This is a genomic window from Hansschlegelia sp. KR7-227 (assembly GCF_049446035.1).
Taxonomy (GTDB): Bacteria; Pseudomonadota; Alphaproteobacteria; order Rhizobiales; family Methylopilaceae; genus Methylopila.
In genome coordinates this window covers 2610464-2630782 of the sequence record NZ_JBMSEA010000001.1, presented here as the reverse complement: position 1 = coordinate 2630782, position 20319 = coordinate 2610464, and the positions used below count along the sequence as shown (strand labels likewise).

The window sequence follows — 20319 nt, the reverse complement described above, 5'->3', positions numbered from 1 at the left end:
ACGTGATCTCGAACCGCAAACCCGGCGAGAAGCCCGGACCGCCTTCGGAGCCGCTGAAGCGGGCCGTGGCCGGATGCCTGCGCGCGATCGCGGGCGATCCGGAGGTCGAGGTCGCCTTCGCGCCGGAGCGGCCGCTGCTGACGGGGCATAAGGCCCGCCTTCCCGAGCCGCCGCGCAAGCTGTCGGCGGAGGACGTCGCCGTGCTCCGCGGCTATTCCGATTCGATGGCGCTGCGGCTCGCCTGCCACGACGCCTCCCTGCATTCGAAGCTCGCGCCGCAGGGCGCGGAGGCGCGCGCGGTGTTCGACGCCGTCGAGCAGGCGCGCGTCGAGGCGATCGGATCGCGCCGCATGGAAGGGGCGGGACAGAACCTCGCCGCCATGCTGGAGGACCGCTATCACCGCGGTCCCTACGCCGAGATCACCGACCGCGCCGACGCGCCGCTGCAGGACGCCGTCGCGCTGCTGGTCCGTGAGAAGCTGACCGGCCGCAAACCGCCGGACGCCGCGAAGAAGCTGGTCGATCTCTGGCGGCCCTGGATCGAGGATAAGGCCGGAGCGGACCTGTCCCGGCTCGACCGCGTGGTCGAGGACCAGAACGCCTACGCCCGCACGATCCGCGACCTGCTGACCTCGCTCGACATGGGCGAGGAGCTCTCCTCCGACGTCCAAAACGACCAGGAGGAGGAAGGCGAGGGCGAGGGCGAGCAGTCGCCGCAGGAGGGCGAGGCCGCCGACCAGCCGGAGGATTCAAGCGACGGCTCCGACCAGGCCGAGACGGACTCCTCGGCCGACGCCGACGAGGACGCCGAGCAGATCGAGGCCGCCGACGCGCCGCCGACCGACGCGCCCGACGACGATCTCGGCGACGCCGAGGAGGCGACCGAGCCGTGGCGGCCACGCGACGACGCGCGCCAGGACCGGGACAAGCCGGACTACGTCGCCTTCACCACCAAGTTCGACGAGGAGGCGCTCGCCGAGGAGCTGTGCGACCCGGAGGAGCTCTCCCGGCTGCGCAGCTATCTCGACAAGCAGCTCGCCTCGCTTCAGGGGGTGGTCGGGCGGCTCGCCAACCGCCTGCAGCGCCGCCTGCTCGCCCAGCAGAGCCGCGCCTGGGACTTCGACCTCGAAGAGGGCATGCTGGACCCCGCGCGCCTGTCGCGGATCATCGTCGACCCGATGAGCGCGCTCACCTTCATGCAGGAGCGCGACACCGACTTCCGCGACACCGTGGTGTCGCTGCTGATCGACAATTCGGGCTCGATGCGCGGCCGGCCGATCACGGTCGCCGCGACCTGCGCCGACATCCTCGCCCGCACGCTGGAGCGCTGCGGGGTCAAGGTCGAAATCCTCGGCTTCACGACCCGCGCCTGGAAGGGCGGCCAGTCCCGCGAGCAGTGGCTCGCGGCCGGCAAGCCGATGGGGCCGGGGCGGCTGAACGACCTGCGTCACATCGTCTACAAGGCGGCCGACGCGCCGTGGCGGCGCACCCGCAAGAATCTCGGGCTGATGATGCGCGAGGGGCTGCTCAAGGAGAACATCGACGGCGAGGCGCTCGCCTGGGCGCATGAGCGCCTGCTGCGCCGGCCGGAGCAGCGGCGGATCCTCATGGTCATCTCCGACGGCGCGCCGGTCGACGATTCGACCCTGTCGGTCAACGCCGGCAACTATCTCGAACGCCATTTGCGGCGCGTGATCGCCGAGATCGAGACGCGCTCGCCGGTGGAGCTGATCGCGATCGGCATCGGCCACGACGTCACGCGCTATTACCGGCGCGCGGTCACCATCGTCGACGCCGAGGAGCTCGGCGGCGTCATGACCGAGAAGCTCGCCGAGCTGTTCGAAGAGGCCCCGGCGCGGGCGCCGCGATCCCGCCGTCGCGCGTGAGGCTCGCAGCCGCCATCCTCGCCGCGGCCCTCGCCGTCGCCGGTCCCGCCCGCGCGCAGGAGGCCGTGGAGGTCGCGGCGACGCCGATCGAACGCTTCGACGCCGGCACGCCGGTCGGGGCGCGCTACGGCGAACTGGTCTTTCTCGGCGGTCTCAAGCTGAGTTCGCGCGATCCCGATTTCGGGGGATTGTCGGGCCTGCGCCTGTCCGCCGACGGCCGAAGCTTCACCGCGATCAGCGACCGGGGAAACTGGTTCCGCGGCGAGCTCGGCTATGACGGATCGCGTCCGACCGGCCTGACGAACGTCACCCGTTCGCCGACGCCCGGCCGGGACGGACGGCCGCTTCAGGGTCGGCGCGGCTTCGATACCGAGGGGCTCGAGATCGACGGCCGGACGGCCTACGTCTCCTCCGAGCGCGCGCAATGGCTGACGCGCTACGCGCTCGACGCCGACGGCCGCCCGGACGGCCGGGGCCGGGCGGTCGCGCTGCCGAAGGACGCGGCCTCCGCGCCGCACAACGCCGGCTTCGAGGCGATCGCGGTCGCGCCGGACGGCGGAATCCTGATGATCGCAGAGAAGCACCTCGACGCCGACGGCGACAACCGGGCCTTCGTCGTCGGCGCCAAGGCGCCGTTCTCCTTCGCGGTGCGCCGGACCGGCGATTTCTCGCCGACCGATCTCGTGCGCCTGCCGGGCGGCGGCTACGCACTCCTGGAGCGGCGCTTCCGCCCGCCGTTCTCGCTCCACGTCCGCATCCGGAAGCTCGAGGAGCGCGACCTGCGGCCGGGCGCGATCGTCGACGGCCGCGTGCTGATGGAGGCCTCGCTCGGCCAGACCATCGACAATTTCGAGGCGATCGCCGCCCACCGCGAGGGCGGCTCGACGGTGCTGACGGTTCTGTCCGACGACAATTTCTCGGCGCTTCAGCGCACCTTGCTGATGCAGTTCCGCCTCGCCGACTGATCGGCCTTCGGCGTCACTGGATCTTCGGGTCCGGCATGTCGCGCACATTCATCGTGCGGCCGTCGCCGAGGTCGATGTCGCCCGGCTTGAACGCCGCGTCGCACGCGCCGGTGCGCTTGGCGACGATCGTGGTCTCCTGGGTCATCGGGCCGCCCGGCATGACCTTGTTCAGGCTGTTCGTCATGTTGCTGCCGGACATGTCGATCTTGGTCTTCATCGTGTAGGCGCTGTCGAAGTCGCCGGTGACCACGGTGTGCGACACCGATTTCATGTCGCCGACCTTGCACTCACTGTCGAGGACGATGCTGTCGCCGTCCTTCGTCTGGTCCTGGCGCGAGCACATCGACGAGGCCATGCCGCCGAACTTGGCGTTCAGCAGCTTGTCGGTCTCGGCGTCGAGGCACATGCGAATGATCTGCGGGGGCATCGCCGCCGTGTCGACCTGGATGTTCATCTCCCACTGACCCGGCTTGCGGGGCGGCAGGTCGAAGCCCGCGGCGGCGGCGGGAGCGGCGAAGGCCGCCAGCGGCAGGAGAAAGGCGTATCGGCGCATTAAGGGCGTCCTTGGGCTGTCCTTATGATTGGCCTCTCACAACCACGTGCGGCCGCGGGCGGCAAGCCCTGCCTAGGTCATCGGCTGAGCGCCGCGATCCCCTCCCGATAGGTCGGAAAGGCCAGCGTGACGCCGAGCTCATCGCGCAGCACGCGGTTCCGCACGCGCTTGTTGGAGGCGTAGAAGCTGCGCGCCATAGGCGAAAGCTCGGCGGTCTCGAAGGCGATCTCCGGAGGCGGCTCGACGCCGAGCCGGGCGGCGGCGAAGGCGATCACGTCCTGCGGGGGCGCAGGCTCGTCGTCGGTGACGTTGATGATCGGGCCGACTTGCGGACGCACGATCCCGGCCGCGATCGCGGCGGCGATGTCGTCGACATGGATGCGGTTGAACACCTGGCCCGGCTTGACCAGACGGCGCGCGGAGCCCGCCTTCAGATTGTCGACCGCGCTTCGCCCGGGACCGTAGATGCCGGCGAGACGGAAGATCTGGATCGCGGCGCCCTTCCCGGCGGCGAAGGCGAGCCAGTCGCGTTCGGCCTCGATGCGCCGGCGCCCGCGCGCGCTGTCGGACTCCGGCGGCGTGGACTCGTCGACCCAGCCGCCGCCGGCGTCGGCATAGACCCCGATGGTCGAGAGATAGCCGATCCAGGACAGCGCGCGGGCCGCGCGGAGCGCCTCGCCGGCGCCGCGCAGAGCGGGGTCGCCGTCCTCGTCGGGACCAGCCGAGACGAGGAGATGCGTGGCCGCGGCGACGGCGTCCTGGAGCGCCGGACCTGCGGCGAGCCCGTCGAACACATGGGCCGTGAGGCCGTCGGCGCTGAGGCGGGCGGCGCTTTCGGCGCTCCGCGTCGTGACGTCGATCGCCTCGAAGCCGCCCCCGTGCAGATCGACGAACCGCCGCGCCGAATATCCGCAGCCCACGACGACCAGCCGCTTCACGCCGTCTCTCTTTCCAGCGCCGCCTCCCATTCGTCGACCACCGACGCGTCGGTTTCGACCGTCAGCCGCGATCGGGCAAGGGGCGCGAGGGTCGCAGGCGCCAGGCGCGACAGCGCCCAGACCGCCGCGCCGCGCACCTCCGGGGACGGATCGTCGAGCAGCGCGCGGGCAGGGCCGACGAGGGCGGGATCGCCGGAGTTGCCGATGGCGACCGCGACGTTGCGGACGAAGCGGTCGCGGCCGATGCGCTTCACCGGCGATTTCGCGAACAGCGTCCGGAAGGCGGCGTCGTCCAGCGTCGCGAGGTCGGCGAGGCGGGGTCCGCGCAGTTCGTCGCGCGCCGCGAGCCGCATCTCGCGGCCGGCCTGCGCGAACTTGTTCCAGGGGCAGGCGGCCAGGCAGTCGTCGCAGCCATAGATCCGGTTGCCCATCGCGGCCCGGAGCTCGCGCGGGATCGGGCCGGCATGCTCGATGGTGAGGTAGGAGACGCAGCGCCGCGCGTCGAGCCGGTAGGGGGCAGGGAAGGCGTCGGTCGGACAGGCGTCGAGGCACGCCCGGCAGGAGCCGCAGCGGTCGGCCTCCGGCGCGTCGACCGGCAGTTCGGCGGTGGTGAAGATCGCGCCCAGAAACAGCCACGAGCCGAAGTCGCGCGACACGAGGTTGGTGTGCTTGCCCTGCCAGCCGAGACCCGCGGCTTCCGCCAGCGGCTTCTCCATCACGGGGGCGGTGTCCACGAACACCTTGATCTGCGCGCCCGCCGCGGCGAGCGCGCCTGCGACCTGCTTCAGCCGCCCCTTGATCACATCGTGATAATCGTCGCCCTGCGCATAGACCGAGATCGCCGCGCGGTCGGGGCGGGCGAGCGCCGCGCGCGGATCGGAATCCGGCCCGTAGTTCATCGCGAGCATGACGACGGAGCGGGCCTCCGGCCACAGGGTCTCCGGGCTGCCGCGCCAGTCCGCGCGGTCGGCGAGCCAGCCCATTGTGGCGTGGTGGCCGTCGGCGAGCGCGCGGGCGAGACGCGGCGCGGCCTCGGGGATGGCGTCCGGCGTCGTGACCGCGAGCGCGTCGAAGCCGAGCGCCTTCGCGCGGGCCGCCAGGGCGGCCTTCAGGGCTGCGGGCGTCATGCGCGCCCCGGCGGGCGCGGTTCGGCCGATGCGGCGAAAGCGCGCGTGAAAAGGATCAGAAATCCAGATCGGCGTAATGCGGCGCGGGCGCGGCCCCGCGCACCGTCTCCGCCAGCAGCGGACGGAAGGAGGGGCGCGATTTCACGCGCGCATACCAGCCCTTCGCGCTCTCGTCCTCGTCCCACGGCACGTCGCCCAAATAGTCCACGACCGACAGATGGGCCGCGGCTGCGAGATCGGCGTAGGTCAGCCGGTCGCCCGCGAGCCAGTTCCGCTGCCGGATCAGATAGCCCAGATATTTCAGATGATAGCGGATGTTCGCGCGGCTCGCGCGGATCGCCGCCATTTCCGGCGCGCCGCCGCCCAGATTGGTCGGCATGAAGCGCTTGTAGATCTTCTCGGTGACGAGATGGCTCGACACCTCCTCGAAGAACTTGCGGTTGAACCAGTCGGTGAGCCGCCGGGTCTCCACCCGTTCGCGCGGGTTCTCCGGCAACAGTCTCCGGTCGCCGAGCGCAAGCCCGCGGGTCTCGTCGAGATATTCCGCGATGATGTCGGCGCCGGGCACCGACGGCATGCTCTTTTCGACCAGCACCGGCGTCGTGCCGGCGGGGTTGAGCGACAGGAACGGCTCGCGCCGCTCCCACACGCGCTCTTCGACGAGATCGGCGGCAAGCCCGTACTCGCTCATGACGAGCCGCACGAAGCGGGAATGTGGGCAAAGCGGATGGTGATAGAGGATCGCCATGTACCGTCGTATCGCGCGGGCCGGGAGGTGTGGCCGGCGCGCAGCGGGGCGCGCCGGAACGCCGGACGTTCGATGGCGCGGCGCAGGGCCTCCGTATAGAACCGCCGTCGTCGCGCGACAACAGCGAATCGGCCTCAGTTCTCGGGGGAGACCGGCATGGACCTCGTCAGCCTTTTGGAAGCGGCGCTGCTGGGCGTCGTCGAGGGCCTCACCGAGTTTCTGCCGGTGTCCTCGACCGGCCACCTGCTGCTGCTCGGCCATTTCCTCGGCTTCGAGTCGACGGGCAAGACCTTCGAGGTTCTGATCCAGCTCGGCGCGATCATCGCCATCCTCGCGGTCTACGCGGCGCGGCTGACGCATGTCGCGGTCCGGCTGCCGAGCGATCCGACGGCGCGGCGCTTTGTCCTCGGCGTGCTGATCGCCTTTCTGCCCGCCGCGATCGTGGGCGCCACGCTGCACGGCTTCATCAAGTCCGTGCTGTTCGAATCGCCCGCCACGGTGTGCGTCGCGCTGATCCTCGGCGGGCTCGTGCTGCTGTGGGTCGACCTCCGGCATCAGCCGCAAACCGTCACCGTGCGCGCCGACGACGGATCGCCGCGGGGCTGGACGAGCGAGACCACGCCGGACGTCGCCTATGACGACGCGATGCGCTTCCCCCTCGGCATGTGCCTGGTGATCGGGCTCTTCCAGTGCTTCGCGCTGGTGCCGGGCGTGTCGCGCTCGGGCTCGACGATCGTCGGCGCGCTCCTCCTCGGCGCGAGCAAGCGGGCCGCGGCGGAGTTCTCCTTCTTCCTCGCGATGCCGACCATGGCCGGCGCCTTCGCCTACGACCTCTACAAGAACCGCGACCTCCTCAGCATGGACGACATGGCGCTGGTGGCGGTCGGCTTCGTCTGCGCCTTCCTCACCGCGCTGCTCGTCGTGCGGTTCGTGCTCGACTTCATCTCGCGGCACGGCTTCGCGCCCTTCGCCTGGTGGCGGATGATCGTCGGCGCCGCGGGCCTTGCGGGCTTGCTCGTCTACGGGTGAGGATGGCCGGAAGCGGCCCGGTCGCGGCCGCCAAGAGCAACGACCTCGGACGGAACCGATGGCCGCGATCACCCTGACCGACGTGACGAAATACTATCGCGACGTCGCCGCGGTGAACGGCGCGACGCTTTCCGTCCCGGACGGCGCGTTCTGCGTGCTCACCGGGCCGACCGGCTGCGGGAAGTCCACCCTGCTGCGGCTGATCGCGGCCCGCGAGCGGGTGACGAGCGGCGTGATCGAGATCGGCCAGTCCGTGCACCAGTCGTATCGCGACGGCCGGCCGGAGCTCGCCGAACTGGCGGATCCGCGATCGTTTGAGGGACGCCGCCGCACGCTGTTCGACCTGATGCGCGAAGGACTGACCTCGCATGGGCTCGCCCGGCGGGACGCGCAGGAGCGCGTCTTGCGCGCCGCCGACGCGCTCGATCTCGGCGCCTTGCTCGGCCGCACGCCGGCCCAGGTTTCGACGGGCGAGCGCGCCCGGGCCGCGAGCGGCCGCGCCTTCGCTCATCAGCCGCCCGTGCTGCTGTTCGACGAGCCGCTCGACGGGCTCGACCCGGCCCGGCGGCTCGCGCTGCGGCGCGCGATCAAACGCCTTCAGCGCGAGACGAAGGCGACCGTCGTCTACGCCACCCACGACCAGACCGACGCGCTCGCGCTCGCCGATCTGCTCGCCGTCATGGCGGACGGGCGCGTCGTCGCCGTCGGCGCTCCGCGCGAGCTCTACGATCGGCCGCCGAGCGTCGAGGCGGCCCGGCTTCTCGGCGCGCCGCCGATGAACCTGCTGCCGGCGCGCGCCAACCAGACGGGCCTGTCGCTCGAGGACGGCACGCATCTTGGGGCGGCGAGCCTGATGACGGGGGCGACGTTTCTTTGGCTCGGCGTGCGGCCGGAACATCTGTTCGTGGTGGGAGGCGACGGACCGCCGACGGCGGCGACGTTCCCGCTCGACGTGGAGCAGGTCGAGCCGACCGCGGAGGGCGTGCTGGCGCACGGCTTGATCGGCCAGCACCGCGTCGCCGCCCGTCTGACCGGGACGACCTCAATTCCGGCTGGCGCCCGGCTGAAGCTGGGCGCGGATCGGGCGCATCTTCATGTCTTCAGCGCGGAAACCGGCGCGCGACTGGACCAGGCCGCCGGCTAAGCGTCTTGCGACTTACGTAGTCCTACGTATTGGTCCCCTTATAATCCAGGTGGTAATTACTTGACGTTCCACAGATCTGCGCGCGCAGCGCGGATGGTGGGCGGTCGACAGGCTGCGCATATCGGGACGCCCCATGGCAAACTTCAGCACGTTTCATTCCTTCAGCCCGCTGACCCTCAGCTTCAAGTCGCTGTTGCGGGGCTTCATCTACGACGAGACTTCCACGGCGTTTCACGTTGCAGGGCCGAGGGGCGATGACGGCGTTCAGCAGACGCTGCACACATACGGATCGAACTTCACCTACACGCCGCTGAACAACCAGGGCACGGTGGAGCCCAAGAGCGGCACGCTCAACGGCTTTTCAGTGCTCGACTACGACACGATCGCAGGGAAATACTCTGACAATCTGTACGTGGCGAACATATCGGTGAAAATCGAAAAGATCGTCAGCGTAGCGAGCACCAAGGATCCGTTCGACGACTACGCTCTCGTCAAGACGATCTTCGGCAAGAACGATGTTTTCAACGGCAGCGACGTCGTTCGCGACGAGAACCGCAAGATCATCAACACCGGCGACGACTTCCTGCAGTCCTTCAACGGCAACGACACGCTGTACGGCAATGGCGGCGCCGACACGCTGGACGGCGGCAGCGGCCGGGACACCTCGTCCTACGAATTCGCCGGCGGGCGCGTGCACGCGGACCTGCGCGGCGAGCTCGCGGGCGTCGGCGAGGCCAAGGGCGACGTCTTCGTCTCGATCGAGAACGTCATCGGCAGCCGATACGCCGACGCCATCCACGGCGACGACGCCTCGAACTATCTGAACGGCATGCTCGGCAAGGACACGCTGTACGGCCATGGCGGCGCCGACAAGTTTGACTTCACCACCGCGATCAAGACCACGAGCGCCGACGTCATCGGCGACTTCGAGCACGGCGTCGACGACATCCGGCTCGAGGGCGACATCTTCAAGGACATCGGCTTCGGCAGGGGCGGGGCGATGCAGGCGAAGCATTTCTACACCGGGACCGCAGCCCACGACGCCAATGACCGCATCATCTACGACCGCGCCTCGGGCAAGCTGTTTTACGACGCCGACGGCGACACGGCGGGAGGCGTGAAGGCGGTGCAGTTCGCGACCCTGCTCAAGGTCGACGGCGTCGCCCCCGAACTGTCGCAGACCGATTTCCTGATCATCTGACGCGGGATCCGGCGTTTCGCGCCGCAAGCGGACCAACGTCCGGGCCGCGAAAGCAGTCCGGGCGTTCGTCCTACGTAGTGCTACTGATCCCCGTGCTTTCGGCGCGCTGATATCAACAGACGACCAGCGTCGTGCCCGCGCGACACTATCGCCACCGAGGAAACGCCATGACGAAGCTGACCGCAAACGTCGCCATCAATATGAAGGCGCTCCAGGACGAGAACGCTCTGACCGTTAATTTCGAGCAGTTCAGCGACGGTTTCTTCTCCAACGTCGACGCCACCCAGGACAAGCTCTTCACGATCACGGGCGAGACCGCGGCCGGCGGCACCGCCTATGTCGACGTCTCCGGTCAGGAGTTTGAATATCTGCCGTTCCCGACGACGCGCGGCGAGATCCCGACCGACGGCGTGATCACCGGCCTCGAGGGCGGCCTCATGATCGGCGACGCCAAGCAGGTGCTGCTGACGATCGACGATTTTCGGCTCAGCGTCGACAGGGTCGGCGAGGTCGCTCTGTCGGACTCGACCAAGGACGACGCCGCGCTGGTGCGCCAGCTGTTCCAGAGGGCCGACTCCCTCGTCGGCAGCAGCCAGACCGACTACCTCATCGGTTATGACGGCAACGACACGCTCGACGGCGGCGCCGGCGGCGCCGACACGCTGGCCGGCGGAAACGGCCTCGACACGGCCTCCTGGGCGAAATCCGGCCGTCTCGTTCAGGTCTTTCTCGACGGCTCGAAGGCCCACGGCAGCGGCGCCACCGGCGACGTGCTGCTGAACATCGAGAATCTCGAAGGCAGCCGCTTCGGCGACGGGCTGCATGGCGACGCCAAGGCCAACGTCATCAGCGGCAAGGCCGGCAACGACCTGCTGTGGGGCCAGGGCGGCAAGGACACCTTCGTGTTCGACACCGCGCTTAACGGGAAGACCAATGTCGACTCGTTGCGCGACTTCGAGCACCTCGTCGACCGCATCGCGCTCGACAGGGACCTCTTCGAGGGCATCGTCTTCGGCAAGACCGGGCTGATGGCCTCAAAGCACTTCTATGAAGGCTCGGCCGCGCACGATCTCAACGACCGCATCATCTACAACTCCGAGACCGGCCGGCTGTTCTACGACGCGGACGGCAACAAGGCCGGCGGCGAGAAGGCCGTCGCGTTCGCGATCATCGCGAAGCAGGACGGCGACTTCCCGACGCTGTCGAATCTCGACTTCTTCTCGGCCTGACGCCACCGCGCCTCCGCCGCTCCGTGACGAGCCGCCGGCCCCGAGCCGGCGGCTTTCGCGTTTTCAGGGGTCTCCGTTCGCGCCGCTTGAACGCCGACGGCCGCGGGGCCATCTAAGCCTTGCGCCGGTTCCCGGCGTTCGGAGCGCTTTGTTTACGAGGCTCCGTCAAAGTCGCTTCTGGCGAGGACTTTGAACGATGTCGCGTTTGACGAGTCTGCAGAGCCCCTTCCTGCTCGGCTTCGATGGCCTGGAGCGGGCTCTCGACCGTGTGGCGAAGAGCGGCGACGGCTACCCGCCCTACAACATCGAGCGGTTGCCGCCGCTCGAGGGCGAGCCGGAGCGGCTCAGGATCACCCTGGCCGTCGCGGGCTTCTCTCCCGACCAGATCGAGGTCACGCTCGAAAAGAACGAGCTCGTCATCCGTGGGCGTCCGCCGGCGGAACGCGAGGATCGCGTCTATCTTCACCGCGGCATCGCGGCGCGCCAGTTCACGCGCGCCTTTGTGCTGGCGGAAGGCATGGAGGTTCTCGGCGCGGATCTTGCGACGGGCTTATTGGTCGTCGATCTCGTTCGCCCGGAACTTAAGCGATCCGTCCAGCGTATCGCCATCAGGGCCCGGGACGAGAGCCGCCGCATCGCGGAGAAGGAGTAAGGTCATGGTGCGCGAAAATGCAGTTTCGGCCCGGCGCGGCCCGTTGAGCTCCGCCGAATTCGCCGCGATCGGCGACGGCCATATCGCTTACGTCAAGCCCATCCTGTCCGACGAACTCAACGCCCTGTTCCCGCAGGCGCCGGAGCTCGAGCCCGGACTGGAGCTGTTCGCGCTGCTCAGCGCCGACGGCTCGCCGATCGTGGTGGCGGACACCCGCGAGGCGCTGATCGAGAGCGCGCGCGAGCACGAGCTCGTCACGGTCAGCCTGCACTGAACGAGGGAGGTTCAGGCGCCCAACGCTTGGGCGCCTGACGCTCCGCGTCTCCCAAATCCCGCGGCGTCAGGCTGCGTTGGACGCCACGACCTGCGTCAGGATCGCGTGCAGAGCGCTGGCGTCCCGCGAGGCCCGCAGCTTCTGCGCCGTCATGGGATCGCGCAGCACGCGGGCGATGCGCGCCAGCGCCTTGAGGTGGTCGGCGCCGGCCGACTCCGGAGCGAGCAGCAGGAACACGAGGTCGACGGGATCTCCGTCCAGCGCGTCGAAGTCGATCGGACGGTCAAGCCGGGCGAACAGCCCGAACAGCCGGTCGAACTTCGGGAGCTTGCCGTGCGGAATGGCGATCCCTGCGCCGACGCCGGTCGAACCGAGCCGTTCGCGCTGGAGCAGGGTGTCGAACACCTCGCGCTCGGAAAGCCCAGTCAGTTCCGCGACGCGGGCCGACAGCTCCTGAAGCGCCTGCTTCTTGGAGTTGACCTTCAGCGCCGGCAGGATCGCGTTAGGCTGGACCAGATCGGAAAGGGGCATCAGCTGCTCTTGCTCCAGATGCTCCGAAGGCCGTCGTAGAAGGCGGATGCGCGCTCGCGTCCCGCCGTCCTGAGGACGTCGCCTGTCAGTGGCCGTCGGCGCCGTTGCCGGAGGCCGGGTCGATCCAGCCGACATTGCCGTCCGAACGCCGATACACGATGTTGACGCGGCCGTGGCTCGCATGGCGGAACACGACGACCGGCGCGCCGGTCAGGTCGAGCTCCATCACCGCGAAGCCGACGGTCATCCGTCGCAGGGGCTTGGTCGATTCCGCCACGATCACCGGGCTCCAGCCTTCGGGCTCCTCGACGTCCGCCTCGGGGCTCTCGAACACCACATAAGACAGCGGATCCCCGGCGTCTCCATCCGGATGATGGTCGCGCAGCCGCGTCTTGTAGCGCTTCAGGCGGGTCTCGATCCGCGCCGCCGCCTGGTCGAAGCTGGCGTAGGCGTCGCCCGCGGACCCGGCGGACTGAAGCAGGATGCCGCTGTCGAGATGGATCGCGCATTCCGTGCGAAAGCCCGCGCCGTCCTTGGCGACGGTGACGTGCCCCGAGAAGCCTCCGCCGAAATATTTGGCCATCGCGTCCGAGATCCGATCCTGGACTTGCCCGCGAAGCGCCTCGCCGATGTCGAGGTTCTTCCCAGAAACGCGCAAGGCCATGAAGTCCGCTCCACAATCGTCTCGCCAAGCGGCCTGATCGGAAGGGACCGCCGCAGCTTCGCCAAAGCAGTACGAGCGGCGGATGGGGAAGTCAACGTGCCTCCCATCACAGCCGATCAAAGCACGTAAGTATATGACTTATAAGGATTAATGTGAGTCATCAGCCTGCGCGCGCGGCGCCCTGCTTTTCGCGGCGACGTTGCACCGAGGAGGGGATGCGCAGGCTCTCGCGGTATTTGGCGACCGTCCGACGTGCGATCTCGACGCCGCCGTCGTGCAGTCGCTTCACGATCGTGTCGTCCGACAGCACGTCGTCGGGACTCTCGGAATCGATCATCGCCCGGATGCGGTGGCGCACCGCCTCGGCCGAATGGGCGTCTCCGCCGTCGGCGCTCGCGATGGCGGCGGTGAAAAAGTACTTCAGCTCGAAAACCCCGCGCGGCGTCGCGAGATATTTGTTCGCCGTGACCCGCGACACGGTCGACTCGTGCATGCCGATCGCGTCGGCGATCGTGCGCAGGTTCAGCGGCTTCAGATGGGCGACGCCGTGGGTGAGGAAGCCGTCCTGCTGCCGCACGATCTCGGTCGACACCTTCAGAATGGTGCGGGCGCGCTGCTCGAGGCTGCGGGTCAGCCAGTTGGCGGTCTGCAGGCACTCGGTGAGAAAGGTCTTCTCGGTCTCGTTCTTGGCGGTCTTCACCACCTTGGCGTAGTAGGTCTGGTTGACCAGCACGCGGGGCAGGGCGTCCGCCACCAGTTCGATGATCCACGAGCCGTCGGGCGCCGCGCGCACCGTCACGTCAGGCGTGACCGGCTGCACGATCTCCGACCCGAAGGCGTGTCCGGGCTTGGGATCGAGGCTGCGGAGCTCGGCAAACATGTCGAGGAGATCCTCGTCGTCCACCCCGCACAGCCGCCTCAGAGCGGCCATGTCGCGGCGGGCGACGAGTTCGAGATTGGCGATCAGGGCCTGCATAGCCGGATCGAACCGATCCCGCTCCCGCAGCTGGATGGCGAGGCATTCCTGCAGCGAGCGAGCGCCGATGCCGGTCGGCTCGAAGGTCTGGATCACGCCGAGCACCCGCTCGACCTCCTCGGGAGCGGCGCCGAGCCGCTCCGCGACCGTTTCGATCGGCTCGCGCAGATAGCCGGCGGCGTCGATCAGATCGATGAGGTGGAGGCCGATCAGCCGCCCCGCTGGATCGACGCCCGCAAGCGCGAGCTGGCGCCCGAGATGGTCGCTCAGCGTCGCGCGCTCGGCGACATAGGCCTCGATGTCCGCGCCCTCGCCCGACATGGCGCCGCCCGGCCCATGCCCGGACCAATCGCCGGGCTCGGACGCCGGAGCGGTCGCGGGCAGTTCGGCGGCCTGGGGCGGGTCGTCGGGGAAGACGTTGCCGAAGTCGGTGTCGAGCGGCGTTTCGATATCGGACCGCGCGCCGGCCTGCTCGCCCCAGTCCTCCGCGTCGGCGGGAAGAGCCTCGTCGGACCGCTCCTGCGGTTCGGGAGCCTCCGCCGGGCCGTCCGGGCCGTCGAGGCGCTCCAGCAGGGGGTTCTGCTCCAGCTCGTTCTCGACGTAAGCGGTCAGGTCGAGATTGGACAGCTGAAGCAGCTTGATGGCCTGCATCAGCTGCGGCGTCATCACCAGCGACTGCGACTGGCGGAGCACCAGTTTGGGAGTGAGGGCCATCACATCAGCGCCATCAGGCGGCGGCTCCTACGCGGAACGTCACGAGCGCCGCGCGGTCGCGCGCGGGCCCAGACCGCGCGCCATTTTCGGGATCGGCCCCTTCGCGAACGCGCGTCTGGGCCGATTCTTGCATGACGTCCGGCTTAGTCTCCTTTTAAAGCCGAAATTCCTCTCCGAGGTAAAGCCGTCGAACGTCGGGATGGACGACGACGTCGTCCGGTCGCCCTTCCATCAGCACCCCGCCGGCGTGGATGATGTAGGCCCGATCGATCAGGCCCAGCGTCTCGCGGACGTTGTGATCGGTGATCAGCACGCCGATGCCGCGATCCGTGAGATGACGCACCAGCGCCTGGATGTCGCCGACGGCGATCGGATCGATGCCGGCGAACGGTTCGTCGAGCAGCATGAAGCTCGGACGTCCGGCGAGCGCCCGCGCGATCTCGACGCGCCGCCGCTCGCCGCCGGAGAGCGCGATCGCGGGCGCCTTGCGCAAGCCCTGGATGTTGAACTCGTCGAGCAGCGCGTCGAGATCGTGGTTGCGGCGCTTGCGGTCGGGCTCGACCACTTCGAGCACCGCGCCGATGTTGTCCTCGACGCTGAGGCCGCGAAAGATCGAGGCCTCCTGGGGCAGGTAGCCCACGCCGAGCCGCGCGCGCTTGTGCATCGGCAGGCGCGTGATGTCGACGCCGTCGAGCTCGATGCGGCCCTGGTCGGCCGGGACGAGGCCCGTGATCATGTAGAAGACGGTCGTCTTGCCGGCGCCGTTCGGCCCGAGCAGGCCGACGGCCTCGCCGCGCCTGACGGAAAGGCTGACGTCCTTCACGACGGCGCGCGCGCCGTAGCTCTTCGCGAGGCCGCGCGCGACCAGCGCGCCTTCGCCGTCCGAGGCCGCGAAGGCGAAGTCGTGGGCATGGCGCGGCTGCGCCCCGTTGGCGCCGGAGCGGCCGGCCGGCTGGCCCGCCGGGGGAGGGCCGCCGCGAACGTCTCGCGTGTTCAGCATCACGGCCAAAGCTCCGTTGGCGAAAGCGGCGACGGGCTCAGCGCTTCTGGGCGCCGGCCGCGTCGTCGCGCTGGCGCGGCTTGAAGACGCCCTGGACACGGCCGCCGCCGCCCTCGACGCGGGAGGTCTTGGTGGCGAGGTTCACGAACAGGCGCGAGCCGCGCACGACGCTGTCGCCCTGGGTGACGACGACCCCGCCCGTCAGTTCGGCGGTGTTGGCCTGCGAGTCGAACACGCCGCGCTGACCCGTCGCGTGCTGGTTGCGGGCGGTGACGTCCACGTCGCCCTCGGCCTCCATGCGGCGGATGTCGCGGCCGGCCTGCGGCGAGGCGGCGCCTTCCGCCCCCTTGGTTTCGCCCTGCGCCGGACGGGCCTCGCCCGGGGCCTTCTTCGGCTTGTCGTTGTCGCCGTAGTAAAACACTGTGAGCTTGCGGGCCTTCAGCACGGAATCGCCCTGCTTCATCACGACGCTGCCCGAGAACACCGCGGCGTTCTCCTGCTCGCGGACCTCGAGATTGTCGGCTTCGACGTTCACCGGCTCGTCGGAGCGCACCGAGAAGCCCGTGAAGGCGCTCGACACCGATTGCTGCGCCGAGGCTGCGCCTGCGGTCATCGTGAGGGCAGCGAAGGCCGCAAGAAACAGTCTCATCGGGCGCCTCCTCAGGCGGCTCTTGGGGTGCGTCAGGCTGGAGTTGCGTCAGGCAGGTCGTCCAGGCGCGCCGTCGTTTCCCGGCGCCCCGCGCTTTGAGTGGCGCGCCCGAAGGCCAGCGTCAATCGCCGCCGCGAGCCCGCACTGACTTATGTCCGGCCGCCCGGTCCGCCAAGACCGGTCTGCGGCCGCTCATTTGTGGGCGAAGATGTCGGAGTCCGCCCAGCCCGCGAGATCGAGCGCCGAGCGTACCGGCACGAAGGCGAAGCAGGCGTCCGCGAACGCCGACCGGCCCTCGCGGACGAGCAGCACGTCAAGTTTCGCCTTCAGCGCGTGCAGATACAACACATCGCTTGCGGCGTAGTTAAGCTGGGCCTCGGTCAGGTCGTCCGCGCCCCAGTCCGACGATTGCTGCTGCTTGGACACATCGACCTTCAGCATCTCGTGAATGAGATCCTTCAGTCCATGCCGATCGGTGTAGGTGCGCACCAGCTTGGAGGCGATCTTGGTGCAGTAGACCGGCTCGGTCATAACGCCGAAGGTCTTGTAGAGCACCGCGACGTCGAAGCGCGCGAAGTGGAAGAGTTTCAGGACCGACCGGTCGCGCAGCACGCGCTCGAGGTTCGGCGCGCGAGTCTGGCCCGGGGCGATCTGGATCACGTCGGCGTCGCCGTCGCCGGTCGACATCTGCACGACGCACAGCCGGTCGCGGTTGGGATTGAGGCCGAGCGTCTCGGTGTCGATCGCGACGGACGTCCCCGGCGCGTAGTCGTCCGGGAGGTCGCCGCGATGGAGCCGGATCGTCATAGGGATGAAACCGTGGGGTAAGCGGGCGGATCGTCAAAGGCCGCGCCGGCGCCGGCGCTGAGCCGGAAAGATCGACGGCGCGGCAGGTCCGCCGCGCCGTCGTTCGAAAATGGTGCCCAGGAGAGGACTCGAACCTCCACGGTGTTACCCACACGGACCTGAACCGTGCGCGTCTACCAGTTCCGCCACCTGGGCCTGCCGGGGGTCATATTGGTGCGAAGCCGACGCGTCAATGGGCGTCGGGCGGCCAGGCGCCGCCTTCGCCGGGCCGCGTCGTCGCTTTACGGGGTCCGCCTTCTACCTTACGTCTCGGCTGCATCGGCAGGATGCGAGGAGAACTTGGGACATGGCGGTCGCCGAAGGGTCACGTCCGGTCGAGAACAAGCTCGTCACGGTCTTCGGGGGATCCGGCTTCATCGGCCGGCACGTCGTGCGCGCCCTCGCCCGCGACGGCTGGCGGATACGCGTCGCCGTGCGGCGCCCGGATCTCGCGGGCCATCTGCAGCCGCTGGGCGGCGTCGGCCAGATCGTCGCGGTGCAGGCCAATCTGCGGTTTCCCGAATCGGTGCGCCAGGCGGCGCGCGGCTCGGACGCGGTGGTCAATCTCGTCGGCATTCTCGCCGAGAGCGGCAAGCAGCGGTTCCAGGCCTTGCAGGCCGAAGGCCCGCGCCTGATCGCCGAGGCGGCGCGCGAGGCCGGCGCCCGCCGCTTCGTGCAGATGTCCGCGATCGGGGCCGACCGCGCCAGCGCCGCGCTCTACGGCCAGACCAAGGCCGCCGGCGAGCAGGCCGCGCTCGAGGCGTTCCCGGAGACGGTGATCCTCAGGCCCTCGATCGTGTTCGGTCCGGAGGATTCGTTCTTCAACAAATTTGCGGCGATGGCGCAGATCTCGCCGGTCCTGCCGCTGATCGGCGGCGGCAAGACGCGGTTCCAGCCGGTGTTCGTGGGCGACGTGGCTCACGTCGTGGCGCTCGCGCTGCGCGGCGGCATGGCGGGCGGGGCCGGGGCCTATGAGCTCGGCGGCCCGGCGGTCATGACGTTCGAGGAGATCCTGCGCTTCGTGCTGCGCCAGACCGGCCGCGAGCGCCTGTTGCTCCCTCTCCCGTTCCCGCTCGCCAAGGCGCAGGCGCGCCTCCTGCAGCTCCTGCCGAAGCCCCTGCTCACCGTCGATCAGGTCGCGATGCTCGAAGTCGACAACGTGGTGTCGGACGAGGCCATCGCCGCCGGCCGCACGCTGGAGGGGCTGGGCGTCTCGCCGGCCTCCGTCGAGGCGGTCGTTCCGACCTATCTCTGGCGCTTCCGCAAAGCCGGCCAGTTCGAAAAGCTCGCCGGCGAGAGCTGACGCCGCCGCAGAGCCCGGCGCGGCCGCTTCGAGCCTGCCGATCCGCGCGGTCGATTTCCGGTTCCCGCCTGCGGGCGCCGGCAGATGGGCGGCGCCCCGAAGCGCTTAGGTCCAGGAAGGGCTGGAGCGGGCGAAGGGAATCGAACCCTCGTATGCAGCTTGGGAAGCTGCCGTTCTACCATTGAACTACGCCCGCGACGGACCGCACATTAGAGGCGGGCGCGACCGCGGACAAGCGGCGAGGCGCATCCTTCGAGCGCCGCGTGCCGCGCTCCGCGCGCTGTCGTGATGACGCCGGGAGAGGTCGCCGTCGACGCGCGGCCGCGGGAGGTCTACGTAACGGCGATCAAGCCCCGCCCTCGGCGCGGCGAGGAGATCGAGGCGGCGTCCATGAGCGGACCGATCGAACAGGTCCAGAGCGCGTCGCGGGACGCCAGCGGGCGCCGGTCGGGCGCCGCTTTGGGTCTCGCCGCGCTCGGCGTCGGCCTTAGCCTGCTCGTCGCCGCGGCGCTCGTTCTCTGGGCTGGCGCAGGCGGGGAAGTGTTCCTCACCCAGGCGTTCGCGGCGCTTGTGGCCTGTTTCTGACGGAGTATCGGTCATGTCTCCCCGCACCGCCTTCATCGCCGGCGCGCTGGCCTTCGCGGTCGGCGCGGCCGGCCTCGCCGGCGCGCTCATCCATCTCGGCGGCCGCGGCGGCGGGCAGACCGCAGCTCAGGCGTCGGCCGTCGGCGGCCCGTTCGAGATGGTCGACCAGACCGGGGCGACGGTCACCGACGCCGACGTCAAGGGCAAGCCGTTCCTGGTGTTCTTCGGGTTCACCCATTGTCCGGACGTCTGCCCGACCGCGCTCTACGAGATCACCCAGGCGTTCGAGGCGCTGGGGCCGGACGCGGAGAAGACCCAGGCGCTGTTCGTGACCGTCGACCCCGAACGCGACACGCCGGAGGCGATGAAGGCCTATCTCTCGAGCTTCTCGCCGCGGATTCGCGGGCTGACGGGCAGTCGGCCGCAGGTCGACGCCATGGTGAAGGCCTACCGGGCCTACGCGAAGAAGCAGCCGCTGAAAGACGGCGACTACACGATGGACCACACCGCGATCGTCTATCTCATGGACAGGAACGGCGCCTTCGTCGCGCCGCTCAACCTGAAGCGGACTCCGCAGGAGATCGCGGCGGAGATCCGGCCTTACGTCTGACGCGGCGTGGCGCGCCGGCGCGATACGCCGTGCTCGGTCTTCTCCCAGCGGCTTTCGCGCGCCAGCATGATCTGCGCGAGCGCGCGCCAGGACGCGACGCCCACGAGCAGCCAGTAGATCGGCAGCGACCAGAGGTCGACCGCGAGAAGCGCGGGTCCGCGCCGGTCGATCCCGACCCAGGCGAAGGCGAGGCCGGCGGCGTAGCCCACGATGAACACGACGACGTGGATTCCGGCGAAGGTCGCGAGCGCGAGGTCGCCCTCAGGACCCAGGATCGATCCCGTCAGGCCGTGCCAGAGCAGGAGCGCGAGGCAGACGGGGTAGGCGAGCCCCGTCAGCGCGACGCCGCCGATCAGGATCTGCGCGGCGACGAAGCTCGACGGGTCGACGCGCCGCGCGAGGTCGCCCATGCTTCGGCCATGCACCAGGGCGGTGACCATGAAGCCCTTCATCCACCGTGTGCGCTGCCTGATCCAGGGGACGATCCTCGCCGGCGCCTCCTCATAGGTGGTGGAATCGATCGACCCGGTTCGCCAGCCGAGGCGCGCGAGCCTCAGGCCGAGATCCGCATCCTCCGTGACGTTGGCCGCGTCCCACCCGCCGACCGACCTCAGCACGGCGGTGCGGAAATGCGGTCTTATGCAGCAGAAGCATGTGACCTCCGGCATGCCGCAGACGACGACCCAGGGCCATGA

22 protein-coding genes and 2 tRNA genes are annotated in these 20319 nt (G+C 69.4%); 11 read left to right on the top strand and 13 right to left on the bottom strand.

The window, feature by feature from the left end; genetic code table 11:
• Nucleotides 1–2 precede the first annotated feature (2 nt).
• Both cobT and ACO2RJ_RS12430 read left to right on the top strand, forming a co-directional pair.
• Nucleotides 3–1886, top strand: a complete 1884-nt coding sequence (cobT, locus tag ACO2RJ_RS12435) for a cobaltochelatase subunit CobT (RefSeq protein WP_423268319.1) — start codon at nt 3–5, stop codon at nt 1884–1886.
• Nucleotides 1883–2851, top strand: a complete 969-nt coding sequence (locus ACO2RJ_RS12430) for an esterase-like activity of phytase family protein (RefSeq protein WP_423268318.1) — start codon at nt 1883–1885, stop codon at nt 2849–2851. The genes cobT and ACO2RJ_RS12430 overlap by 4 nt, the downstream gene beginning before the upstream one ends.
• Nucleotides 2852–2864: 13 nt before the next feature.
• Here the strand turns inward: ACO2RJ_RS12430 and ACO2RJ_RS12425 are convergent, their stop codons facing one another.
• From ACO2RJ_RS12425 to ACO2RJ_RS12410, 4 genes are all read right to left on the bottom strand, one after another.
• Nucleotides 2865–3404: a DUF3617 domain-containing protein gene (locus ACO2RJ_RS12425; protein ID WP_423268317.1), complete on the bottom strand. Its 540-nt coding sequence runs from the start codon at nt 3402–3404 to the stop codon at nt 2865–2867.
• 77 nt (nt 3405–3481) lie between these two features.
• On the bottom strand, nt 3482–4342 hold the full coding sequence (locus ACO2RJ_RS12420) for an SDR family oxidoreductase (RefSeq protein ID WP_423268316.1): 861 nt from the start codon (nt 4340–4342) through the stop codon (nt 3482–3484).
• Nucleotides 4339–5469 (bottom strand): tRNA epoxyqueuosine(34) reductase QueG, encoded by a 1131-nt coding sequence (gene queG, locus ACO2RJ_RS12415; RefSeq protein WP_423268315.1) that lies wholly within the window; start codon nt 5467–5469, stop codon nt 4339–4341. Before queG ends, ACO2RJ_RS12420 begins: the two co-directional genes overlap by 4 nt.
• 55 nt (nt 5470–5524) lie before the next feature.
• Nucleotides 5525–6217 carry a glutathione S-transferase family protein gene (locus ACO2RJ_RS12410; RefSeq protein ID WP_423268314.1) on the bottom strand — a complete coding sequence of 231 codons (693 nt, stop codon included), beginning with the start codon at nt 6215–6217 and terminating at the stop codon, nt 5525–5527.
• 156 nt (nt 6218–6373) lie between these two features.
• On the opposite strand from ACO2RJ_RS12410, the gene ACO2RJ_RS12405 reads away from it, so the two are divergent.
• The 6 genes from ACO2RJ_RS12405 to ACO2RJ_RS12380 all read left to right on the top strand — a co-directional run bounded on the left by ACO2RJ_RS12405 (nt 6374) and on the right by ACO2RJ_RS12380 (nt 11746).
• On the top strand, nt 6374–7246 hold the full coding sequence (locus ACO2RJ_RS12405; protein ID WP_423268313.1) for an undecaprenyl-diphosphate phosphatase: 873 nt from the start codon (nt 6374–6376) through the stop codon (nt 7244–7246).
• Nucleotides 7247–7304: 58 nt separating this feature from the next.
• The gene (locus ACO2RJ_RS12400; protein WP_423268312.1) at nt 7305–8390 is read left to right on the top strand and encodes an ABC transporter ATP-binding protein; all 1086 of its coding nucleotides are present in this window, start codon (nt 7305–7307) and stop codon (nt 8388–8390) included.
• A 133-nt stretch (nt 8391–8523) separates the two neighbouring features.
• Complete coding sequence (locus ACO2RJ_RS12395) at nt 8524–9591, top strand: hypothetical protein (protein ID WP_423268311.1); 1068 nt, start codon at nt 8524–8526, stop codon at nt 9589–9591.
• 167 nt (nt 9592–9758) lie between these two features.
• Nucleotides 9759–10820 (top strand): hypothetical protein, encoded by a 1062-nt coding sequence (locus ACO2RJ_RS12390; RefSeq protein WP_423268310.1) that lies wholly within the window; start codon nt 9759–9761, stop codon nt 10818–10820.
• A gap of 196 nt (nt 10821–11016) precedes the next feature.
• Nucleotides 11017–11472 carry an Hsp20 family protein gene (locus ACO2RJ_RS12385; protein WP_423268309.1) on the top strand — a complete coding sequence of 152 codons (456 nt, stop codon included), beginning with the start codon at nt 11017–11019 and terminating at the stop codon, nt 11470–11472.
• 4 nt (nt 11473–11476) lie between these two features.
• Nucleotides 11477–11746: a DUF1150 family protein gene (locus tag ACO2RJ_RS12380; protein WP_423268308.1), complete on the top strand. Its 270-nt coding sequence runs from the start codon at nt 11477–11479 to the stop codon at nt 11744–11746.
• Between the two features lie 66 nt (nt 11747–11812).
• Here the strand turns inward: ACO2RJ_RS12380 and ptsN are convergent, their stop codons facing one another.
• The 7 genes from ptsN to ACO2RJ_RS12345 form a co-directional block, all read right to left on the bottom strand.
• Nucleotides 11813–12277 (bottom strand): PTS IIA-like nitrogen regulatory protein PtsN, encoded by a 465-nt coding sequence (gene ptsN, locus ACO2RJ_RS12375; RefSeq protein ID WP_423268307.1) that lies wholly within the window; start codon nt 12275–12277, stop codon nt 11813–11815.
• Between the two features lie 85 nt (nt 12278–12362).
• Nucleotides 12363–12941 (bottom strand): ribosome hibernation-promoting factor, HPF/YfiA family, encoded by a 579-nt coding sequence (gene hpf / locus ACO2RJ_RS12370; RefSeq protein ID WP_423268306.1) that lies wholly within the window; start codon nt 12939–12941, stop codon nt 12363–12365.
• 160 nt (nt 12942–13101) lie between these two features.
• On the bottom strand, nt 13102–14631 hold the full coding sequence (rpoN, locus tag ACO2RJ_RS12365) for an RNA polymerase factor sigma-54 (protein ID WP_423268305.1): 1530 nt from the start codon (nt 14629–14631) through the stop codon (nt 13102–13104).
• Nucleotides 14632–14785: 154 nt separating this feature from the next.
• On the bottom strand, nt 14786–15631 hold the full coding sequence (gene lptB, locus ACO2RJ_RS12360; RefSeq protein ID WP_423268304.1) for an LPS export ABC transporter ATP-binding protein: 846 nt from the start codon (nt 15629–15631) through the stop codon (nt 14786–14788).
• Between the two features lie 37 nt (nt 15632–15668).
• Complete coding sequence (locus ACO2RJ_RS12355; protein ID WP_423268303.1) at nt 15669–16280, bottom strand: LptA/OstA family protein; 612 nt, start codon at nt 16278–16280, stop codon at nt 15669–15671.
• A 192-nt stretch (nt 16281–16472) separates the two neighbouring features.
• Entirely contained in the window at nt 16473–17087 is a 615-nt protein-coding gene (locus ACO2RJ_RS12350; protein ID WP_423268302.1) for a ribonuclease D, read from the bottom strand.
• 110 nt (nt 17088–17197) lie between these two features.
• Nucleotides 17198–17282, bottom strand: a tRNA-Leu gene (locus tag ACO2RJ_RS12345).
• Nucleotides 17283–17433: 151 nt separating this feature from the next.
• On the opposite strand from ACO2RJ_RS12345, the gene ACO2RJ_RS12340 reads away from it, so the two are divergent.
• Nucleotides 17434–18429, top strand: a complete 996-nt coding sequence (locus ACO2RJ_RS12340) for a complex I NDUFA9 subunit family protein (RefSeq protein ID WP_423268301.1) — start codon at nt 17434–17436, stop codon at nt 18427–18429.
• Between the two features lie 122 nt (nt 18430–18551).
• On the opposite strand, the gene ACO2RJ_RS12335 is transcribed toward ACO2RJ_RS12340, so the two are convergent.
• Nucleotides 18552–18625 (bottom strand) — tRNA-Gly (locus tag ACO2RJ_RS12335).
• 92 nt (nt 18626–18717) lie between these two features.
• Between ACO2RJ_RS12335 and ACO2RJ_RS12330 the strand changes: the two genes are divergently transcribed.
• Nucleotides 18718–19014, top strand: a complete 297-nt coding sequence (locus ACO2RJ_RS12330; RefSeq protein ID WP_423268300.1) for a hypothetical protein — start codon at nt 18718–18720, stop codon at nt 19012–19014.
• A 13-nt stretch (nt 19015–19027) separates the two neighbouring features.
• Nucleotides 19028–19624 carry an SCO family protein gene (locus ACO2RJ_RS12325; protein ID WP_423268299.1) on the top strand — a complete coding sequence of 199 codons (597 nt, stop codon included), beginning with the start codon at nt 19028–19030 and terminating at the stop codon, nt 19622–19624.
• Here the strand turns inward: ACO2RJ_RS12325 and ACO2RJ_RS12320 are convergent.
• On the bottom strand, nt 19615–20292 hold the full coding sequence (locus ACO2RJ_RS12320; RefSeq protein WP_423268298.1) for a glycosyltransferase family 2 protein: 678 nt from the start codon (nt 20290–20292) through the stop codon (nt 19615–19617). The two genes, ACO2RJ_RS12325 and ACO2RJ_RS12320, sit on opposite strands and share 10 nt — an antisense overlap.
• Nucleotides 20293–20319 lie beyond the last annotated feature (27 nt).